We start from the raw sequence: 17760 nt of genomic DNA, 5'->3' as shown, positions 1-17760 counted from the left end.
GCTGGAAGGTGAATTTATGGAGGGGAATGCTATCACAACCTCACCCATTGAGCGAGGTTGTGAAAACCGGGATTAATGACCCGGGAAAGGCACCAGGCTATAGCTGGTAATGCCCTGTTTTTCCAGGCGCTGTTCACCGCCAAGATCGAACAGATTGATGATGAAGGCCGCGTCGGTCACTTCCCCACCCAGACGGCGGATCAGCTTGACGGTCGCTTCAATGGTGCCGCCGGTTGCCAGCAGATCGTCCACCACCAGCACTTTGTCGCCAGGCTTGATCGCATCAACGTGGATTTCCAGCTGATCGGTGCCGTACTCCAGCTCGTAGCTCTCCGCGATGGTTTCACGCGGCAGTTTGCGCGGCTTACGCACCGGCACAAAACCCACGCCCATCGCCAGCGCAACCGGTGCGCCAAACAGGAAGCCGCGGGCTTCGGTACCTACTACTTTGGTGATCCCGGCGTTTTTATAACGCTCGACCAGCAGTTCAATGCTGAGCGCGTACGCTTTCGGGTCTTCCAGCAAGCTGGTGACATCACGGAAAAGAATGCCAGGCTTTGGATAGTCCTGGATGCTTTTGATGCTATTTTTCAGATATTCAAGCTGCTGTGCAGTTGCGGTCATCGGTTTGTGCCTAAATGAAACAGTGTTACTCACGGCGCGCGACGAGTCGGTCAAAGTAACAGTTGTTTAACCTTTGACCAGGCGCACCTGTGCTCGAAAACGGTCGAATTTACTGGCTGCGCGCCATAATTGCAACCGCCATGATGAGGCTTCAGTGCTTTTGTTGCTTTTCATCAACCACGGGGATCCGCCACATGAAGATCAGCAGGCAGGCCAGGATCGTCAGCAGCAGAATACGCACCCACATCATGTTCACCAGCCATAACGAAACGGCGAAGGTGATCAGGATAAAGGCAATGGCGCGCGGCTTGGCCCCGGGCGGCATGGCCCGGTGTTTTTGCCAGTACCGCAGGTAGCCGCCAAACCACGAGCGGTACAGGAGCCAGTGGTGAAAACGCGGCGACGAGCGGGCGAAGCACCAGGCGGCCAGCAGGATAAACGGCGTGGTCGGCAGCAAGGGCAAAACCACACCTAGCGTACCCAGCACTACCGCGAGCCAGCCAATGATGATTAAAATAGTACGCTGCATAATGCGAATCGTTATCAAACTGAACGGCTACTTTACCACTGGAGAGCGCATTGAAAACAGCACTGCTTCTTGAGAGGCTGCAAAATCAGCTGATCGCTCTGCGGGCGCAGGCCATGCCGCTGATGGGACACGCCACGCTGAAACCGCGCTTTGATCGGCAGCTTTTCCGCACCCGCAGCACCGTCATTCAGGATTACCTTGCTGAGATGCAGACCAACCTCGATGAGCTTCGCCACGCGGTTGAGAGTGAACAGCAGGAACAGGTGGTGTGGCTTGCGGAGCATCTTACCGAGCAGATCACCGCCCTGCACCGCGAAATCGCCGCCTGGCCGTTACGGGCGTGGGACAGCGCCTCGCCTGGGCTCGGCAAATGGCAGCGCAAGCGGCTGGAGAACCAGGAGTTTGAGCGGCGTCTGTTTGAGATGAAGCGCGAGCGCGAAGCCCGCCTGAACAACAGCAAAACGCTGGAAGAGCAGCAGCTATTGATGCGCGAGATTAGCGCGCTGGAAGGCCGCATCGTCCGCTGCCGTCAGGCGCTGGATGAGATTGAACGCGTGATTGAACGCCTGACCCGTTAACTGGAGCCACATTTATGTCACTGGAAAATGCACCCGATGAGGTCAAGCTGGCCGTCGATTTGATTATGCTGCTGGAGAATCATGAGATCCCCGCCGGGACGGTGCTTAAAGCGCTGGAGATTGTGCGGCGGGATTTTGAGGGGAAACTTCCCCCTCACCCTAACCCTCTCCCCGTGGGAGAGGGAAAATAGATTAAGCCGGAGTCGGGTCGTCGCCCTTAATGTCGCGCTTCACTTCCGTATGCTCATCACCTTTCTCATTATGCAGGTGAACCTCAAGCTGGTTGAAGGCGATGTTAATGTTGTTTTCACGGCACAGTCGGTCGATCGCACGGTTCAGTTCATCAACGGTGTAGCTGCGATCGCGCAGTTCACGCACGTATAAACGCAGCTCGTGATCCAGCGTGCTTGGCCCGAAGGTGGTGAAGAAGACATCTGGCGCAGGATCGTGCATGACTTTTGGATGCGATTTAGCGGCTTTAAGCAATACCTCTTTCACTTTATCCAGATCGGAACCGTAGGCCACGCCGAGGCGAATCACCACGCGCGTGGTGGTATCCGAGAGCGACCAGTTGATCAGACGCTCGGTCACGAACGCTTTGTTCGGGATGATCACCTCTTTACGATCGAAGTCAGTGATGGTGGTCGCACGAATTCGGATCTTGCTGACGGTACCGGAGAACGTACCGATGGTGACGGTATCGCCGATACGCACCGGACGTTCGAAGAGGATAATCAGGCCGGAGACAAAGTTACCGAAGATCTCCTGCAGGCCAAAACCAAGACCGACCGAGAGGGCCGCCGCCAGCCACTGCAGTTTATCCCACGAGACACCCAGCGAGCCGAATACCGTCATCGCCCCGACGATAATGATGACGTAATTCAGGATGGTGGTGATGGCGTAAGACGCCCCCTGGCGCAGGTTCAGCCTTGAGAGCACCAGCACTTCCAGCAGACCCGGCAGGTTACGAATTAGCGCCCAGGCCACTACCGACGACACCAGCGCAAACAGCAGGCTGCCCATGGTGACGCTTTTCATCACCGCCGCGCCGGCTTCGGTACCGTTGTACTGCCAGAGGGTAATACTGTCGAGATAAGCGAAGACGGTAATTAAATCAGACCAGATCGCCCAGAACATCACCGCAAACAGCGCGATCATCACCAGCATGGTGATACGCAGCGTCTGCTGGTTAACCTGCTCCAGCGCGATGGTCGGCTCTTCCTGCGGCTCCGCGCCTTCAGCCCCCTCTTTCACCTGATGCTGACGACGCGCAATGGCACGACGGTAAGCAATGCGGCGGGCCGCGACGCTTAAGCCGCGCAGCACGGTCTGATAGAGCAGGTTCCAGACGATCACCAGATAGACCGTCTCGATCCAGCGCCCGGACAGGCGCAGCGTGGTGTAGAAGTAGCCCGTTGCCGTAAGCACCATCAGCGCCAGCGGAATGATCGCCAGCACCGTCACGGTGGCCAGACGGATATTGTGGGACTCTTTATCACGCCAGCTGTCGCGGCACATCGGCCACATCAGGATCGCAATCAGCAGCAGGTTGAGCAGAATGACCAGTTGACCCAGCACATCATCCATCAGATGCAGCGGGGAAAGCTCGGAGACTACCGACCAGAAGTGCAGCGGCAGGAGCGCCAGGCTGACGCGCACAATCTGGCGACGCCAGTGGCTGGTCAGCTGCGCAGGCATGTTGAAGTGACGCACCGCCACGCCGTCTTTTTCGAGCACCTTCCAGCACACGCCAAATACCAGCCAGAACAGCGCCAGTTTTTTACTGAACGCCCAGAGCAGATCGCTCACGTTAAGCTGCATCGTGAGCAGGATCAGGCCCACGGCCAGAATAATCAGGCACACCGGCAGCGCGCGAATGAGATCGATCAGAATCGCTTTTGGCGTATGGAGCTGGCTGTCGTTACGCAGTTGCCCCACTTCCGAGGCCAGCTTCGCCTGGTACTGTTTCAGCCATTTCAAACGCCAGCGGATCAGACCGGCAATCAGCAGCAGCGGTAAGCCCGCCAGGAAAGCAATCATTACCGCAGGCCAGGCTTTCTCCCAGTTCACGGTGATTTTCATGCTCTTAATCTGCGTTTTCAGCGTCTCCGGGAAGGACTTAATCCAGTCCCAGTCCATCGGCTTGTTGCTGTTCACCCAGAAAATCTGCTGCGTCAAAATCTCCTGCAGGCTTTTTGACACGCTGACCAGCTGCTGCTGGTTGATCTGCAGGTTAATTGCCATCATCAGCTGGTTACCCAGCTGTTTATTGAGCTGGTCCAGCAGTTCACGGCGCATATCCACCACCTGGAGCAGCGCGTCATGCACTTCCGGGTTTACGTCACTGGAGTGCCCCTCTTCAATTTTGGCGACGAAGGCATCACTCTGGAAAAGGGCATCGCGTTGCTGGTTGACGTCAAACTGTTCCAGACGTAAATCCGCAATGCGGTTGGTCATGTCCTCCAGCTCGTCGGCAGACGGCAGCGTCTGCTGCTGCTGGTAGAGAATACGCGACAGCAGGAGGCTGCCCTTCAGAACCGCGATCTGCTCTTTAATGTTGCGTTCCGCCTGCAGCGCGCGATCCAGCCAGTTCTTCACTTTAATATTTTGCTGAACCAGCGAGTTGCCGCTTTCCGTCGCCAGTATCAGGCGCTGGCTGAGCTGGTGGTTAGCCTCAAGCTCCTGTTTCACCAGCGGGTTGGCCTGAATGCGGGCAGTTTCGTCCGGAGAGACGGCTTCCTGAGCGGTTTTTTCCGTCAGGGTCAGGCGTTTGCTGTTTACCGCCTCCTGCAACAGCTGAAGCTGATGCTCCAGACGGTTAATATTCGCCGTCACGTAATCACGCTGTTTCTGGAGCGTGTCCTGCAGCACCGTATTCCCTTCCAGGCTTTTACGCTGCTGTTCGATTTGCGCATTGAGCAGCGACTGCTGAACCAGCAGCAGGGTTTGCTGGGTCGGGCGCAGCGTGCCCTCCCCTACCGTCGTGCCGTTCAGGCGGTTGCGGATCTGCTGCAGCTGCTGAGACGCGGCGTACATCGCGTTTTGCACGCGTTCGGGCTGGGTTTGCAGGGAGACGAGCTGACTGTTGTAGGTCGCGAGGTCAGACTGTGCGGTTTGCAGATCGTCGAGCAATTGCGCGACGCGCGATTCCAGCTGGCGTAAGGAGAGCGTGGAGAGCGTTTTGCGCGTTTCATCGTCGTTATCGACGTCGCTCAGCGCGCTCAGCGCTTCCGTGGCCTTACGCATGTTCTCCGGCGCCTGCGCCACCTTCTGACGAAGCTGGGTGGTTTCAGCTTTAACGCGCTCAATCTTATCAATGTTTTCCAGCGTTTCCGTCAGATCCTGCTGGGTGAGTTTCTCCTGAGGAGAGAGCTCTTTTTGTTTGTTCAGGGTGTCGAGCTGCGACTGAATTTCACTGCGCGAGGGAATATCAGTGCTGTTGTCTGCGCGGGCCCAGGAAAGCGGCGCGGTGGAGAAGAAAAACAGCATAGCAAAGAGCAATGCAAATACAGGATGTTGCGAGCGATTGATGGGCAGCATAGTTGTGAATGATGTCAGCAGATGACCGAAAATAGTCCGGCGTGAAGAATATCACGCTCGTCGGAAGCAGAATAGCGAGAACGTAAGCCTCTGAGATAAATCCTGGAAGGGCTCAGGCCGTGAGCGAAGGCGCGTCGCTGCGCAGCGTCGGGCAGAGCTGTAGCATTTCCAGTAAAATCGCCACGTAGCTGCGGGCTTCCTCTTTGAGGTCAAAGGATTGCGGCGCAAAAAGCCAGTTTTCCATCAGACCTGAAATGTAGCTGCGCATCAGGATGGCCGCCCGGCGGGTGAGTAAATTGGCCGGTAACAGCTTTGCCTGCATACACAGGTTCAGGTTCTGTTCGATACGATCGTAGCTCTCGAGGCTGAGGCTGCGCTGCGCTTGTTGCACCACCGCCATTTCGCCCACGAACTCACATTTATGAAAGATAATTTCCATCATTAACCTGCGACGCTCTTCAACTACCGTTGCTTCAAGGATATATACTAATATTTCTCTTAATACTGAGAGTGGATCGTCAGGGAATTTTGCCCGATACTCACTCTCGAGATCGCTAATGCTGGACTCTGAAAGCTCCCAGATTTCACTGAACAGATCTGACTTGTCTTTAAAATGCCAGTAAATCGCTCCCCGCGTCACACCGGCAGCCTGAGCAATTTGCGCCAGCGAGGTAGAAGAAACACCCTGCTGAGAGAACAAACGTATTGCCACATCCAGAATGTGTTGTCGGGTTTCCAGCGCTTGTTGTTTAGTTTTTCGTGCCATAGGTGGGTGAATTTACAGGAGTCAGATTTACATACATTTGTGAATGTATGTACCATAGCATGACGATAATATAAACGCAGCAATGGGTTTTTAGACTCAGGACCCTTGATCAATTTGAAATCGGACACTCGAGGTTTACATATGAACAAAAACAGAGGGTTAACGCCTCTGGCGGTCGTTCTGATGCTCTCAGGCAGCTTAGCGCTTACAGGATGTGACGACAAACCGGCTCAACAAGGAGCTCAGCAGGCGCCAGAAGTCGGCGTTGTGACACTCAAATCTGAACCTCTGCAGATCACCACAGAATTACCAGGCCGTACAAACGCTTACCGCATTGCGGAAGTGCGTCCTCAGGTTAGCGGCATTATCCTGAAACGTAACTTTACCGAAGGCGGCGATGTGAAGGCCGGTGAGTCTCTGTATCAGATTGATCCCGCTACCTATCAGGCTTCTTATGAAAGCGCGAAAGGTGACCTGGCTAAAGCACAAGCGGCGGCAAAAATCGCTCAGCTGACGCTGAACCGCTATCAGAAACTGCTCGGCACGAAGTACATCAGTCAACAGGATTACGATACCGCGCTGGCAGATGCCCAGCAGGCTAACGCGGCCGTGGTAGCAGCCAAAGCGGCTGTCGAAACTGCACGCATTAACCTGGCCTATACCAAAGTGACCTCCCCTATCAGCGGTCGTATTGGTAAATCTGCCGTGACGGAAGGGGCGCTGGTGCAGAACGGGCAGACCACTGCGCTGGCTACCGTGCAGCAGCTTGATCCGATCTACGTTGACGTGACGCAGTCCAGCAACGATTTTCTGCGCCTGAAACAGGAGCTGGCTAACGGCACCCTGAAACAGGAAAACGGCAAAGCCAAAGTGGAGCTGGTTACCAACGACGGTATCAAGTTCCCGCAGGAAGGTACTCTGGAATTCTCTGATGTGACGGTCGACCAGACCACCGGTTCCATCACCTTACGTGCGATTTTCCCGAACCCTGACAAAAATCTGCTGCCGGGTATGTTCGTTCGCGCGCGTCTGGAAGAAGGAACGAATCCAACCGCACTTCTTGTTCCACAGCAGGGTGTGACCCGTACGCCACGCGGCGATGCGAGCGCACTGGTTGTTGGGGCAGATAACAAAGTCGAAACGCGCAATATCACCGCCACGCAGGCGATTGGCGATAAATGGCTGGTGACGGAAGGTCTGAAAGATGGCGATCGCGTGATTGTTACTGGTTTGCAAAAAGTACGTCCTGGCGCGCAGGTAAAAGCACAGGAAGTGACATCTGACGATAAACAACAAGCTTCGGCCGCTGGCCAGTCAGAACAAACCAAGTCTTAACTTAAACAGGAGCCGTTAAGACATGCCTAATTTCTTTATCGATCGCCCCATATTTGCGTGGGTGATCGCCATTATCATCATGCTGGCCGGGGGACTTGCGATCCTGAAGCTGCCTGTTGCGCAATATCCAACGATTGCGCCACCGGCGGTAACGATCTCCGCAACCTACCCGGGGGCTGATGCGAAAACGGTGCAGGATACCGTGACTCAGGTTATCGAACAGAACATGAACGGTATCGATAACCTGATGTACATGTCCTCAAACAGTGACTCCACCGGTACGGTTCAGATCACCCTGACCTTTGAATCCGGTACGGATGCGGACATTGCGCAGGTTCAGGTGCAGAACAAACTGCAGCTGGCAATGCCTCTTCTGCCGCAGGAAGTGCAACAGCAGGGTGTGAGCGTCGAGAAATCGTCCAGCAGCTTCCTGATGGTTGTCGGCGTTATTAACACCAACGGCACCATGACGCAGGAGGATATTTCCGACTACGTGGGCGCCAACATGAAGGACGCCATCAGCCGTACGTCCGGTGTGGGTGACGTTCAGCTGTTCGGTTCCCAGTACGCGATGCGTATCTGGATGGATCCGAACAAACTGAACAACTTCCAGCTGACGCCGGTTGACGTGATTAACGCGATTAAAGCGCAGAACGCCCAGGTGGCAGCCGGTCAGCTAGGCGGTACGCCGCCGGTGAAAGGCCAGCAGCTTAACGCGTCCATTATTGCGCAAACCCGTCTGACCTCCGCCGATGAGTTCAGCAAAATTCTGCTGAAGGTGAACCAGGACGGTTCGCAGGTTCGTCTGCGCGACGTGGCCAGGGTTGAGCTGGGTGGTGAGAACTACGACATCATCGCGAAGTTTAACGGTAAACCGGCGTCCGGTCTGGGTATCAAACTGGCGACAGGCGCGAACGCCCTGGACACCGCGACGGCGATCCGTGCGGAACTGAAGAAGATGGAACCATTCTTCCCGTCAGGCCTGAAAATCGTTTATCCGTATGACACTACGCCGTTCGTTAAAATTTCGATTCACGAAGTGGTTAAAACGCTGGTAGAAGCGATCATCCTGGTGTTCCTGGTGATGTATCTGTTCCTGCAAAACTTCCGCGCGACGCTGATCCCAACCATCGCCGTGCCGGTCGTTCTGCTGGGGACCTTTGCCATCCTTGCAGCCTTTGGGTTCTCGATAAACACCCTGACGATGTTCGGGATGGTGCTCGCCATCGGCCTGCTGGTGGATGACGCCATCGTGGTGGTAGAGAACGTCGAGCGCGTGATGGCGGAAGAAGGTTTGCCGCCGAAGGAAGCCACCCGTAAATCGATGGGCCAGATCCAGGGCGCGCTGGTGGGTATTGCGATGGTGCTGTCCGCGGTATTTATCCCGATGGCCTTCTTCGGGGGCTCTACGGGTGCGATTTACCGCCAGTTCTCCATTACCATCGTCTCCGCGATGGCGCTGTCGGTACTGGTAGCGTTAATCCTGACGCCAGCGCTGTGTGCCACCATGCTGAAGCCGGTTCAGAAAGGCGGTCACGGCGAGCATAAAGGGTTCTTCGGCTGGTTTAACCGCATGTTTGATAAGAGCGCGCACCACTACACCGACAGCGTGGGTAATATCCTGCGCAGCACCGGTCGTTATCTGCTGCTCTATATCATCATCGTAGTGGGGATGGCGTTCCTGTTCGTTCGTCTGCCAAGCTCGTTCCTGCCAGATGAAGACCAGGGCGTGTTCCTGACGATGGCACAGCTTCCGGCAGGGGCGTCGCAAGAGCGTACCCAGAAGGTGCTGGATGAAGTGACGGACTACTATCTCACCAAAGAGAAAGCGAACGTTGAATCCGTGTTTGCGGTTAACGGCTTTGGCTTTGCGGGTCGTGGTCAGAACACCGGTATCGCCTTCGTTTCTCTGAAAGACTGGGCGGATCGTCCGGGCGATGAGAATAAAGTTGAAGCTATCACGGGCCGTGCCATGGGCACCTTCTCGCAGATTAAAGATGCGATGGTCTTCGCCTTTAACCTGCCAGCGATTGTTGAACTGGGTACGGCGACCGGCTTCGACTTCCAGCTGATCGACCAGGGCGGTCTGGGTCACGAGAAACTGACGCAGGCGCGTAACCAGCTGTTCGGCGAAGTGGCTAAACACCCTGACCTGCTGGTCGGCGTACGTCCAAACGGACTGGAAGATACGCCGCAGTATAAGATCAACATCGATCAGGAAAAAGCGCAGGCGCTGGGCGTGTCCATCAGCGACATCAATACCACGCTGGGCGCGGCCTGGGGCGGTAGCTACGTCAACGACTTCATCGACCGTGGTCGCGTGAAGAAAGTGTACGTCATGTCCGAAGCGCAGTACCGTATGTTGCCGAACGATATTAACAACTGGTACGTTCGCGGCAGCAACGGTCAGATGGTGCCGTTCTCATCCTTCTCAACGTCACACTGGGAATACGGCTCTCCGCGTCTGGAACGTTACAACGGTCTGCCGTCGATGGAAATCCTGGGTCAGGCCGCACCGGGCCGAAGCACCGGTGAAGCCATGAACCTGATGGAAGAGCTGGCCAGCAAACTGCCTGCGGGTATCGGCTATGACTGGACTGGTATGTCCTATCAGGAACGTCTGTCCGGTAACCAGGCCCCTGCCCTGTACGCCATTTCACTGATTGTGGTCTTCCTGTGTCTGGCGGCGCTGTACGAGAGCTGGTCAATTCCGTTCTCCGTTATGCTGGTGGTTCCACTCGGGGTTATTGGTGCGCTGCTTGCGGCAACGTTCCGTGGATTGACCAACGACGTGTACTTCCAGGTAGGCCTGCTGACAACCATTGGCTTGTCGGCGAAGAACGCGATACTTATCGTTGAATTCGCCAAAGATCTGATGGAGAAAGAGGGTAAAGGCCTTATTGAGGCGACGCTGGAAGCGGTGCGTATGCGTCTGCGTCCAATCCTGATGACCTCTCTGGCGTTCATCCTCGGCGTAATGCCGCTGGTTATTAGCTCCGGTGCAGGCTCCGGTGCGCAGAACGCGGTCGGTACAGGTGTAATGGGCGGTATGATCACCGCGACCGTACTGGCTATCTTCTTCGTCCCGGTGTTCTTCGTGGTGGTGCGCCGCCGCTTCAGCCGGAAGAATGAAGATGTTGAGCACAGTCATTCGGTAGAACCTCACTGATACCGGTTTCATATAATAAAAAGGCCGCATTTGCGGCCTTTTTCATTTTCAGAAAAAATCATAAAATAAGCTTATTGAGGTCCTATTTATTTTCTGCCATCTTAAACAGACATATCATAATTAACTGATAACTTAATAGGTGAACTCAGGATTTTTTTAAATCTATTTCCCTGCTTAAGTTGTTAGGAATATTCCTAATTAAAAGTTAAGACAAACGGAACTCCGGATGTGAACTTTTCTTATGGCTGTAAGCTAAGCCAATGAAACGTAAGGAAGCGAAAAAACTATCGTTAATCCTGATAAAAAAGTTCAGTTTCGGATGAACATTTGCGTAGACGCTCGCAGCCTGCGGTTTTATTTGTAATTTTTCGTAATAGCGCGGTGAAATCCAGGAAGGAGTGGCTTATAGTTAGGTTATCAGGAACACAGCGCTCATGTAGCTAAGTCAGATGTATCCATCCCGACAATGATGTTCGGTGAGTAAGAAATCACTCAGAAGGGGATGCGCTATGGACGAGTACTCGCCAAAAAGGCATGATATCGCGCAGTTGAAATTTCTCTGCGAATCCTTGTACCATGACTGCCTTGCCAATCTTGATGAAAGCAACCATGGCTGGGTAAATGACCCAACGTCTGCCATCAATTTACAGTTGAATGAGCTGATAGAGCATATCGCTACCTTCGCACTTAATTATAAAATTAAGTACAATGAAGATAATAAGCTCATTGAGCAAATTGATGAATACCTGGACGACACCTTTATGTTGTTCAGCAGTTACGGCATTAACACTCAGGATTTGCAAAAATGGCGTAAATCGGGAAACCGGCTATTCCGCTGTTTCGTCAACGTGAGCAGAGCTAACCCGGTTAGTCTTTCCTGTTAAAATTATTACAATTACTAAGGTGAATTTATGTCTGATAAACCACTCACAAAAATCGATTATTTGATGCGCTTACGACGTTGTCAGTCAATTGACACCCTTGAACGCGTCATTGAAAAGAATAAATACGAGCTTTCTGATAATGAACTGGCGGTATTTTATTCAGCCGCTGACCATCGCCTTGCAGAGCTAACGATGAATAAGCTGTATGACAAAATCCCTACTTCTGTATGGAAATTTGTCCGTTAATCTTTGAAGTGTGTCTGTAGAGGTTCTACGCCACGTTATAAGCTGTATTCACCTGTCCCGTTATGCTCCCTGCGCGAAAGCCAGGTCTCCGTGTTAAACGCGCTCATCAGCAACAATGTTGTGACTGTGGTCACATCGGCCTTCCGGGAACGTTCCCCTTAACGCCTGTTGCGATTACCCTTCAGGAATAACATCCAGAGAGGTTTCCGATGAGCATAGAAAAACAGAAGATGATTTCAGGTGAACATTACCGCCCTGGTGATGAGACGTTACGCGCCGACCGGCTTCGGGCGCGCCATCTGCTTCACCGCTATAACCACACCGCGCCTGACGAAAAAACAGAACGCCAGAACATTCTGGCGGAACTGCTGGGACAAAGCGAAGGGGCGTATATTGAGCCGAGCTTCCGCTGTGACTATGGATATAACATCTATCTGGGCAAAGACTTTTACGCCAACTTCGATTGCGTAATGCTGGATGTCTGCCCTGTACATATTGGCGACAACTGCATGCTCGCGCCGGGCGTTCATATTTATACGGCCACCCATCCGCTGGATGCGCAAGAACGTAACAGCGGAGTGGAGTTTGGTAAGCCCGTCACCATTGGCAATAATGTCTGGATTGGTGGACGTGCGGTCATTAACCCAGGCGTCACCATCGGGGATAATGTGGTTGTGGCTTCCGGTGCCGTCGTGACGAAAGACGTGCCGGCTAACGTCGTCGTGGGCGGCAACCCGGCGAAAATCATCAAAACGCTGTAACGATCCGGGGAGCCAACTGTTATGGTCTTTTAGCGCCCGACTGTTACTTTTTTCAGCCGGATGGCTCCCCTAAAATTGGCAGATACCCTGTATTGTCAACTCTCAAAAGGCCAAAAATGACCGAGATACAGCGCCTGCTTACCGCCACCATCGACGATCTTAACCACCGCGAAAAGCGAGACAATCGCCCGCGCTTTAGCATTAGCTTTATCCGCAAACATCCCGGGCTGTTTGTTGCCATGTATGCCGCCTGGCTGGCAACGCTGATTGTCATGCTGAAGTCCGAAACGCTGGTGGACTCCGTCTGGCTGCTGGTGGTGCTGTTTGTCGTGTTTAACGCCTTTTTCTTTTTCGACGTGAATCCCCGCTACCGTTACGAAGATATCGACGTCCTCGATTTCCGGGTCTGCTACAACGGCGAATGGTACAACACGCGTTTTGTGCCAAATGAGCTTATCGACAGCATCCTGCACTCTCCGGCTGTCGAAGCCGTGCACAAAGAGAAGCTGCAGAAAATGGTCGCAACGAAAGGCCAGCTCTCTTTTTATGATGTTTTTACCCTTTCCCGCCCTGCTGCTGCGTAATTAACGCCTGCAGGCGTCGGATACCCGGCGCAAACTGCGAAGCAGAGGTGTTGCCGTAACCTAAAACCAGGCCGGTTTGCCCCTGCTTCGTCTCCAGGTAATAGCCGCTCAGCGCAGCGGGTGCCAGCTGAAATGCCCTCGCTTTCTCCACCAGCCGCTGGTCGTCGATACCGTCAATCGCCAATGTCAGGTGCATTCCCCCTTCACCGGCAAGAACACGGTGCGGAGTATAAAGCTCTGCGCTCAGCACCTCCCGCAGCTGGCGGTAACGCTTACGATACAGGCGACGCATGGCGGCAAGATGACGGGCATAGTGCCCCTCCTCGATAAACAGCGCCAGGGTGCGCTGTTCTGCGCGATGCCCGCCGCGCAGCAGCGAGCCGATAGCAGGACGCGCCGCTTTTGCCAGCGCTGGCGGTAACACCATGAACCCCATTCGGAGCGACGGAAACAACGTTTTACTGAACGTCCCCAGATACACAACGGGCGCGTTGTTGACCATGCCCAGCATCGCCGGTACGGGCTCGCCGACATAGCGGAACTCGCTGTCATAATCGTCCTCAATGATCCACGCCTTGTGCTGGCGGGCCAGTTCCAGCAGCGCCAGACGCCGCCGCGCGCTGAGCACGCTCCCGTAAGGAAACTGATGCGACGGCGAAGTGAAAACGAGCGCAGGTGAAGGCGCATGCAGCCCTTCCCAGCACATTCCCTCGTCATCCACCGGTATGCCGATCATCGCAAGGCCGGTTTTGACGAAGGCGCTTTTGGCCCCGCTGTAGCCGGGATTTTCCACCCAGGCGACATCCCCTGGCTCGCTTAACAGCATCGTGCACAGATTGACGCCCTCCAGCGCCCCTTCGGTTATCACAATCTGGCTGGCGTCGCAGTCAATGCCGCGAGAAAGCGCAAGGTGACGGGCGATGGCTGCCCGCAGCGACGGCTCACCGGCCGGTTCGCCATAGCCCAGCAGAGCGCTCCCCTCCTCCCGCAGGACGCGATCGTACAATCGCCGCCACAGCGGCAAGGGGAAATAGTTGATGGCGGGCGTTCCCGGCGTAAAGGCCATCACCGGGGTGTCGCGCGGCACAGGCGCAGGCAGCCGGACGACACGTTTTGCCAGACTGACCTCAGGATCGGTCAGAACCCGCGGGCTGGCACGATGGGCGAATTGCGCCACCCGCGTCCCCTGACGGTTACGCAGCAAATAGCCTTCGAGCGTGAGCTGGTCCAGCGCCGCATTGACGGTGTTCCGTGAAACGGAAAGCTGCTGCGCCAGCGTTCGCGAGCCGGACAGCTGGCTGCCGGACCGAAGCCTTCCGCCCAGTATGGCCTCCCGCAAAGCGAGATAGAGCGCGCGCTGGAGCGTCTCTTCCCCACGCGTTTTAAGCGCAGCATAGAGCAAGGTATAAAGTTCATCGCCCGGTATGTTCATCTCATCTCCTTGTGGTACCACCAAAACATAGCTGAGTGGTTCTTTTTAAGGAACCAGTAATTTTCTAATCTGGAACTCTTCTCAACGTCACGGAAATAAAGATGAAGACATTCAATGAGTTTGGACAACCTGTGGGCGAAGCCCTTACCGACTGGCAGCCTCGCCCTCATCCGTCCCGGGTAGTACTGCAGGGGCATTATTGTCGGCTTGAACCGCTGCGCGTGGAGCATGCCGGGGCGCTGTTCTCCGCCTATGCTCTGGCCGGAGACACCCGCAGCTGGACGTGGCTACTGCGCGAACCCGATGCCACGGCCGCTGAGTTTGCCGAATGGGTGGCAAGCGTGTGTGAGTTATCTGACCCGATGCACTTTACCGTTATAGATAATCAGACCCAGGCCCCCGTCGGGACGCTGGCCCTGATGCGGATCGATCCTAAAAACGGCGTTGTGGAAGTGGGGCACGTTCACTTCTCCGTGCTGTTAAGCCGCACGCCCATGTCAACAGAAGCGCAATATCTGCTGATGCGGTACGCGTTCGATACCCTGGGCTACCGGCGATATGAATGGAAGTGCAACAGCCTGAACGAACCATCACGCAAAGCGGCACTGCGTCTGGGCTTTCAGTTTGAAGGCCGTTTTCGCCAGGCGCTGGTCATAAAAGGCCGTAACCGGGATACCGACTGGTTTTCGATTCTCGACAAAGAGTGGCCGGCGCTGGCGAGCGCCTTTGAAGGCTGGCTTGCCACCGACAATTTTACTGCCGATGGCAAACAGAAAAGATCCCTGGAAAGCTGGCGAGAAACGCGAGTCTAGCGTCTTTTTTTACGTCCCTGCACCGCCTTAAAGCGCGGATTAGATTTGCAAATCACGTATAAGCGTCCCTTGCGTTTGACTATCTGGCAATCCGGGTGACGCTGTTTTGCGCTGCGCAATGAGTTAAGCACCTGCATGGTTAGCCCCGCTTCGCATTAAGAAAACCGCCAAAACGCTTGCGGAAGCGCGCTGCGCTGCCATCCGTGGAAAACGTTTTTTGCTTACCGGTATAAAACGGATGCGATTTTGAAGAAACCTCGATAGTGATGTACGGATACGTTTCACCGTCGAGCTCAATTTCGCGGTCGGTTTTAATGGTTGAACCCACTTTAAAGTATTCATTGGCACTGGTGTCGTGGAATACCACGGTGCGATACGCTGGATGGATGTTTGGTTTCATCATAAACCCTTTGTGTTTTGTTATAACATAACAAAATAATATCCAGGCAAGGTTGAAAAAACAACCCTCTCTCTCCTGAGGATATTTTCTGATTTGCTTTAGATAACATGAAAACCCTGCCCCCACGTGCTATAACTATTTCATTTCGCGGTAAAATATTTCTCTTCAGGCAGGAAACTCAGCGTCCGGATTCGGGCATATGAGAAAGGAAACGACAGCATGAAAACCCGACATCTGGTCAGTCTGGTGACTGGCGTACTTATCTTTTCCGTGCTGGTTCCCATTTGCCTCAGCATCTGGCTTGCCCATCGCCAGGCAGAAGAGAAATTTGTTGATGCGCTGGATAGCTATGCTTCTCGGGTGCTGATGCGCACCGACAGGGTCGTGGATCAGGCTAAAGAAGCGTTAAATCACCTGCAGGGATTTAAGGGCGTTCCCTGTAGTCCGCTGCATTTGAGGGAAATACGTCGGGTCGCGTTCTCGTGGCGCTATATCCAGGAGGTGATCTATATCGACAACCTCAAACCCCTCTGCTCTTCGCTTGAGCAGGCCAGTAAATCCGCCGCTTATCCTCCCCCCATGCGTATCACCGAAGATGGCTACAGCGCGTGGCTTACCGCACAGAACGATCTTGGCTTTCACCGCTATATGGCCGTGCTCGGGAAGGGCCATTACCTTGTTCTGGTCGATCCTGCCTCGCTTGTGGATGTGATCCCTTTCGGGGCGATTGCCATTGATGCCGCTCTGGTGGGAAGCGCAACGCATCTTATTTTCGCCAGCAGTAACACGCTTGATCCGCATATCCGCGATCGGATCAACGATCGAGGCGTCTCCAGCGTTCAGTACAAGGGCTCCATGTACGTCATGAAGCCGGTACCTGAGCTTGGATTTACTGTCGTCACGTGGGCAGCGCTCACACCCCTGGCTGAAAGCTGGCACCGACAGCTGCTTTTCTGGCTGCCGTTTGGCGTCCTGATAAGCCTGCTGGCGGCACTGTTTGTCCTGCGGATCCTGCGACGTATCCAGTCGCCGCGCAATCGCCTGCTGGACGCCATTAACAGCCGCGATTTTGTGGTTCACTATCAGCCCATCGTGGCGCTGTGCAGTGGAAAAATCGTGGGTGCGGAAGCGCTTGCGCGCTGGCCCCAGCCAGACGGAAGCAGTCTCTCGCCTGATATATTTGTGCCGCTTGCCGAGCAAACCGGCCTCATCTCGCAGCTGACGCAGTTAGTTATGGAAAAAGTGTTTGAAGATATGGGCCACTGGCTGCAGCTCCACCCCGATCAGCATATCTCCATCAACCTCGCCCCGGCCGATTTGACCTCCGGTAATCTGCCGCCTTTACTGAGTCAACTCCTGAATAAGTGGCAGATTCATCCCCGACAAATCGCCCTTGAGTTAACCGAGCGTGGCTTTACCGACCCCAAAATCAGCGCGCCGGCTATCGCCGCGTTTCGCCGTTCGGGCCACCCTGTCTACATTGATGATTTTGGCACGGGCTATTCCAGCCTCAGCTATCTGCAGCATCTCGATGTCGACACGCTAAAAATTGACAAATCGTTCGTGGATGCACTGGAGTACAAAAACGTAACGCCGCACATTATCGAAATGGCGAAGTCGCTGCAACTGGCAATGGTGGCGGAAGGCGTGGAGACCGAAGGGCAGCTTACCTGGCTGCACCGCCACGGCGTGCAGTATGGGCAGGGGTGGTTCTACAGTAAGGCGCTGCCCAGGACGGAATTTATCCTTTGGGCAGAGAACAACCTCGCCACGCGCTCTACTTAAGATAGGATTTGATCACCTGCAGCACGACGCCAAGATCGGCTTCACGCTGCGCCTCTTCGGGCTCTTTCACGACATGATCGGTAAGATGCCCTTCAATCACCTGCATCATCATGCCATTGACCGCGCCACGGATCGCCGCCAGCTGCTGTAACACCTCGGCACATTCGTGATCGCTGTTGAGCATCTTCTCCAGCGCGGTGCTCTGCCCCTGAATTTTCTTCAGGCGAGTCAATAACATCTTCTTATCGCGAACGGTATGTGACATCTCTGTCTCCCTCAGTTTTGGCTTTTAAAGCATATCACGCTCTACTCCCC

The 17760-nt window shown here is 54.5% G+C and carries 18 protein-coding genes; 10 read left to right on the top strand and 8 right to left on the bottom strand.

What is annotated here, in order from left to right:
* Window positions 1–72: 72 nt before the first annotated feature.
* Window positions 73–624 (bottom strand): adenine phosphoribosyltransferase, encoded by a 552-nt coding sequence (gene apt, locus IM295_RS00915; protein WP_000127359.1) that lies wholly within the window; start codon window positions 622–624, stop codon window positions 73–75.
* A 151-nt stretch (window positions 625–775) separates the two neighbouring features.
* Window positions 776–1153: a DUF454 family protein gene (locus IM295_RS00910; RefSeq protein WP_192979451.1), complete on the bottom strand. Its 378-nt coding sequence runs from the start codon at window positions 1151–1153 to the stop codon at window positions 776–778.
* A 50-nt stretch (window positions 1154–1203) separates the two neighbouring features.
* Here IM295_RS00910 and priC point away from each other — a divergent pair, with 50 nt between their 5' ends.
* Both priC and rsmS read left to right on the top strand, forming a co-directional pair.
* Window positions 1204–1731, top strand: coding sequence for a primosomal replication protein N'' (gene priC / locus IM295_RS00905; RefSeq protein WP_193066088.1), 528 nt, complete (start codon window positions 1204–1206; stop codon window positions 1729–1731).
* Window positions 1732–1745: 14 nt separating this feature from the next.
* Complete coding sequence (gene rsmS / locus IM295_RS00900) at window positions 1746–1922, top strand: pleiotropic regulatory protein RsmS (RefSeq protein WP_032644839.1); 177 nt, start codon at window positions 1746–1748, stop codon at window positions 1920–1922.
* Between the two features lies 1 nt (window position 1923).
* Here the strand turns inward: rsmS and mscK are convergent, their stop codons facing one another.
* Both mscK and acrR read right to left on the bottom strand, forming a co-directional pair.
* Window positions 1924–5271 carry a mechanosensitive channel MscK gene (gene mscK / locus IM295_RS00895; protein ID WP_047362428.1) on the bottom strand — a complete coding sequence of 1116 codons (3348 nt, stop codon included), beginning with the start codon at window positions 5269–5271 and terminating at the stop codon, window positions 1924–1926.
* A 112-nt stretch (window positions 5272–5383) separates the two neighbouring features.
* Window positions 5384–6037: a multidrug efflux transporter transcriptional repressor AcrR gene (gene acrR, locus IM295_RS00890; RefSeq protein WP_023310602.1), complete on the bottom strand. Its 654-nt coding sequence runs from the start codon at window positions 6035–6037 to the stop codon at window positions 5384–5386.
* Between the two features lie 141 nt (window positions 6038–6178).
* Between acrR and acrA the strand changes: the two genes are divergently transcribed.
* The 6 genes from acrA to IM295_RS00860 all read left to right on the top strand — a co-directional run bounded on the left by acrA (window position 6179) and on the right by IM295_RS00860 (window position 13016).
* Window positions 6179–7372, top strand: coding sequence for a multidrug efflux RND transporter periplasmic adaptor subunit AcrA (gene acrA / locus IM295_RS00885; RefSeq protein ID WP_028012190.1), 1194 nt, complete (start codon window positions 6179–6181; stop codon window positions 7370–7372).
* A 22-nt stretch (window positions 7373–7394) separates the two neighbouring features.
* Window positions 7395–10541, top strand: coding sequence for a multidrug efflux RND transporter permease subunit AcrB (gene acrB, locus IM295_RS00880; protein ID WP_047367620.1), 3147 nt, complete (start codon window positions 7395–7397; stop codon window positions 10539–10541).
* Between the two features lie 509 nt (window positions 10542–11050).
* Window positions 11051–11425 carry an Hha toxicity modulator TomB gene (tomB, locus tag IM295_RS00875; RefSeq protein ID WP_028012188.1) on the top strand — a complete coding sequence of 125 codons (375 nt, stop codon included), beginning with the start codon at window positions 11051–11053 and terminating at the stop codon, window positions 11423–11425.
* Window positions 11426–11452: 27 nt separating this feature from the next.
* Window positions 11453–11671: an HHA domain-containing protein gene (locus tag IM295_RS00870; RefSeq protein WP_008499287.1), complete on the top strand. Its 219-nt coding sequence runs from the start codon at window positions 11453–11455 to the stop codon at window positions 11669–11671.
* 209 nt (window positions 11672–11880) lie between these two features.
* On the top strand, window positions 11881–12432 hold the full coding sequence (maa, locus tag IM295_RS00865) for a maltose O-acetyltransferase (RefSeq protein WP_028012187.1): 552 nt from the start codon (window positions 11881–11883) through the stop codon (window positions 12430–12432).
* 116 nt (window positions 12433–12548) lie between these two features.
* Window positions 12549–13016 carry a YlaC family protein gene (locus IM295_RS00860; RefSeq protein WP_193066087.1) on the top strand — a complete coding sequence of 156 codons (468 nt, stop codon included), beginning with the start codon at window positions 12549–12551 and terminating at the stop codon, window positions 13014–13016.
* On the opposite strand, the gene IM295_RS00855 is transcribed toward IM295_RS00860, so the two are convergent.
* Window positions 12988–14448 (bottom strand): PLP-dependent aminotransferase family protein, encoded by a 1461-nt coding sequence (locus tag IM295_RS00855; protein WP_193066086.1) that lies wholly within the window; start codon window positions 14446–14448, stop codon window positions 12988–12990. The two genes, IM295_RS00860 and IM295_RS00855, sit on opposite strands and share 29 nt — an antisense overlap.
* Window positions 14449–14549: 101 nt before the next feature.
* On the opposite strand from IM295_RS00855, the gene IM295_RS00850 reads away from it, so the two are divergent.
* Window positions 14550–15260 (top strand): GNAT family N-acetyltransferase, encoded by a 711-nt coding sequence (locus tag IM295_RS00850; RefSeq protein ID WP_045259912.1) that lies wholly within the window; start codon window positions 14550–14552, stop codon window positions 15258–15260.
* On the opposite strand, the gene ykgO is transcribed toward IM295_RS00850, so the two are convergent.
* Entirely contained in the window at window positions 15257–15397 is a 141-nt protein-coding gene (gene ykgO, locus IM295_RS00845; RefSeq protein WP_003859006.1) for a type B 50S ribosomal protein L36, read from the bottom strand. The genes IM295_RS00850 and ykgO overlap by 4 nt on opposite strands.
* Before the next feature lie 2 nt (window positions 15398–15399).
* A complete protein-coding gene (locus tag IM295_RS00840) occupies window positions 15400–15660 on the bottom strand; it encodes a type B 50S ribosomal protein L31 (RefSeq protein WP_006176933.1) in 261 nt (86 codons plus the stop codon).
* A gap of 219 nt (window positions 15661–15879) precedes the next feature.
* Between IM295_RS00840 and IM295_RS00835 the strand changes: the two genes are divergently transcribed.
* Window positions 15880–17445: an EAL domain-containing protein gene (locus IM295_RS00835; RefSeq protein ID WP_193066085.1), complete on the top strand. Its 1566-nt coding sequence runs from the start codon at window positions 15880–15882 to the stop codon at window positions 17443–17445.
* Here the strand turns inward: IM295_RS00835 and IM295_RS00830 are convergent.
* The gene (locus IM295_RS00830) at window positions 17438–17710 is read right to left on the bottom strand and encodes a metal/formaldehyde-sensitive transcriptional repressor (protein WP_028012182.1); all 273 of its coding nucleotides are present in this window, start codon (window positions 17708–17710) and stop codon (window positions 17438–17440) included. The genes IM295_RS00835 and IM295_RS00830 overlap by 8 nt on opposite strands.
* Between the last annotated feature and the right edge of the window lie 50 nt (window positions 17711–17760).

The sequence above is a fragment of the Enterobacter cloacae complex sp. P14RS genome, assembly GCF_014895895.1.
Classification (GTDB): domain Bacteria; phylum Pseudomonadota; class Gammaproteobacteria; order Enterobacterales; family Enterobacteriaceae; genus Enterobacter; species Enterobacter bugandensis.
The sequence above is the reverse complement of the archived record's forward strand: the minus strand, read 5'-3'. Positions and strand labels throughout refer to the sequence as shown.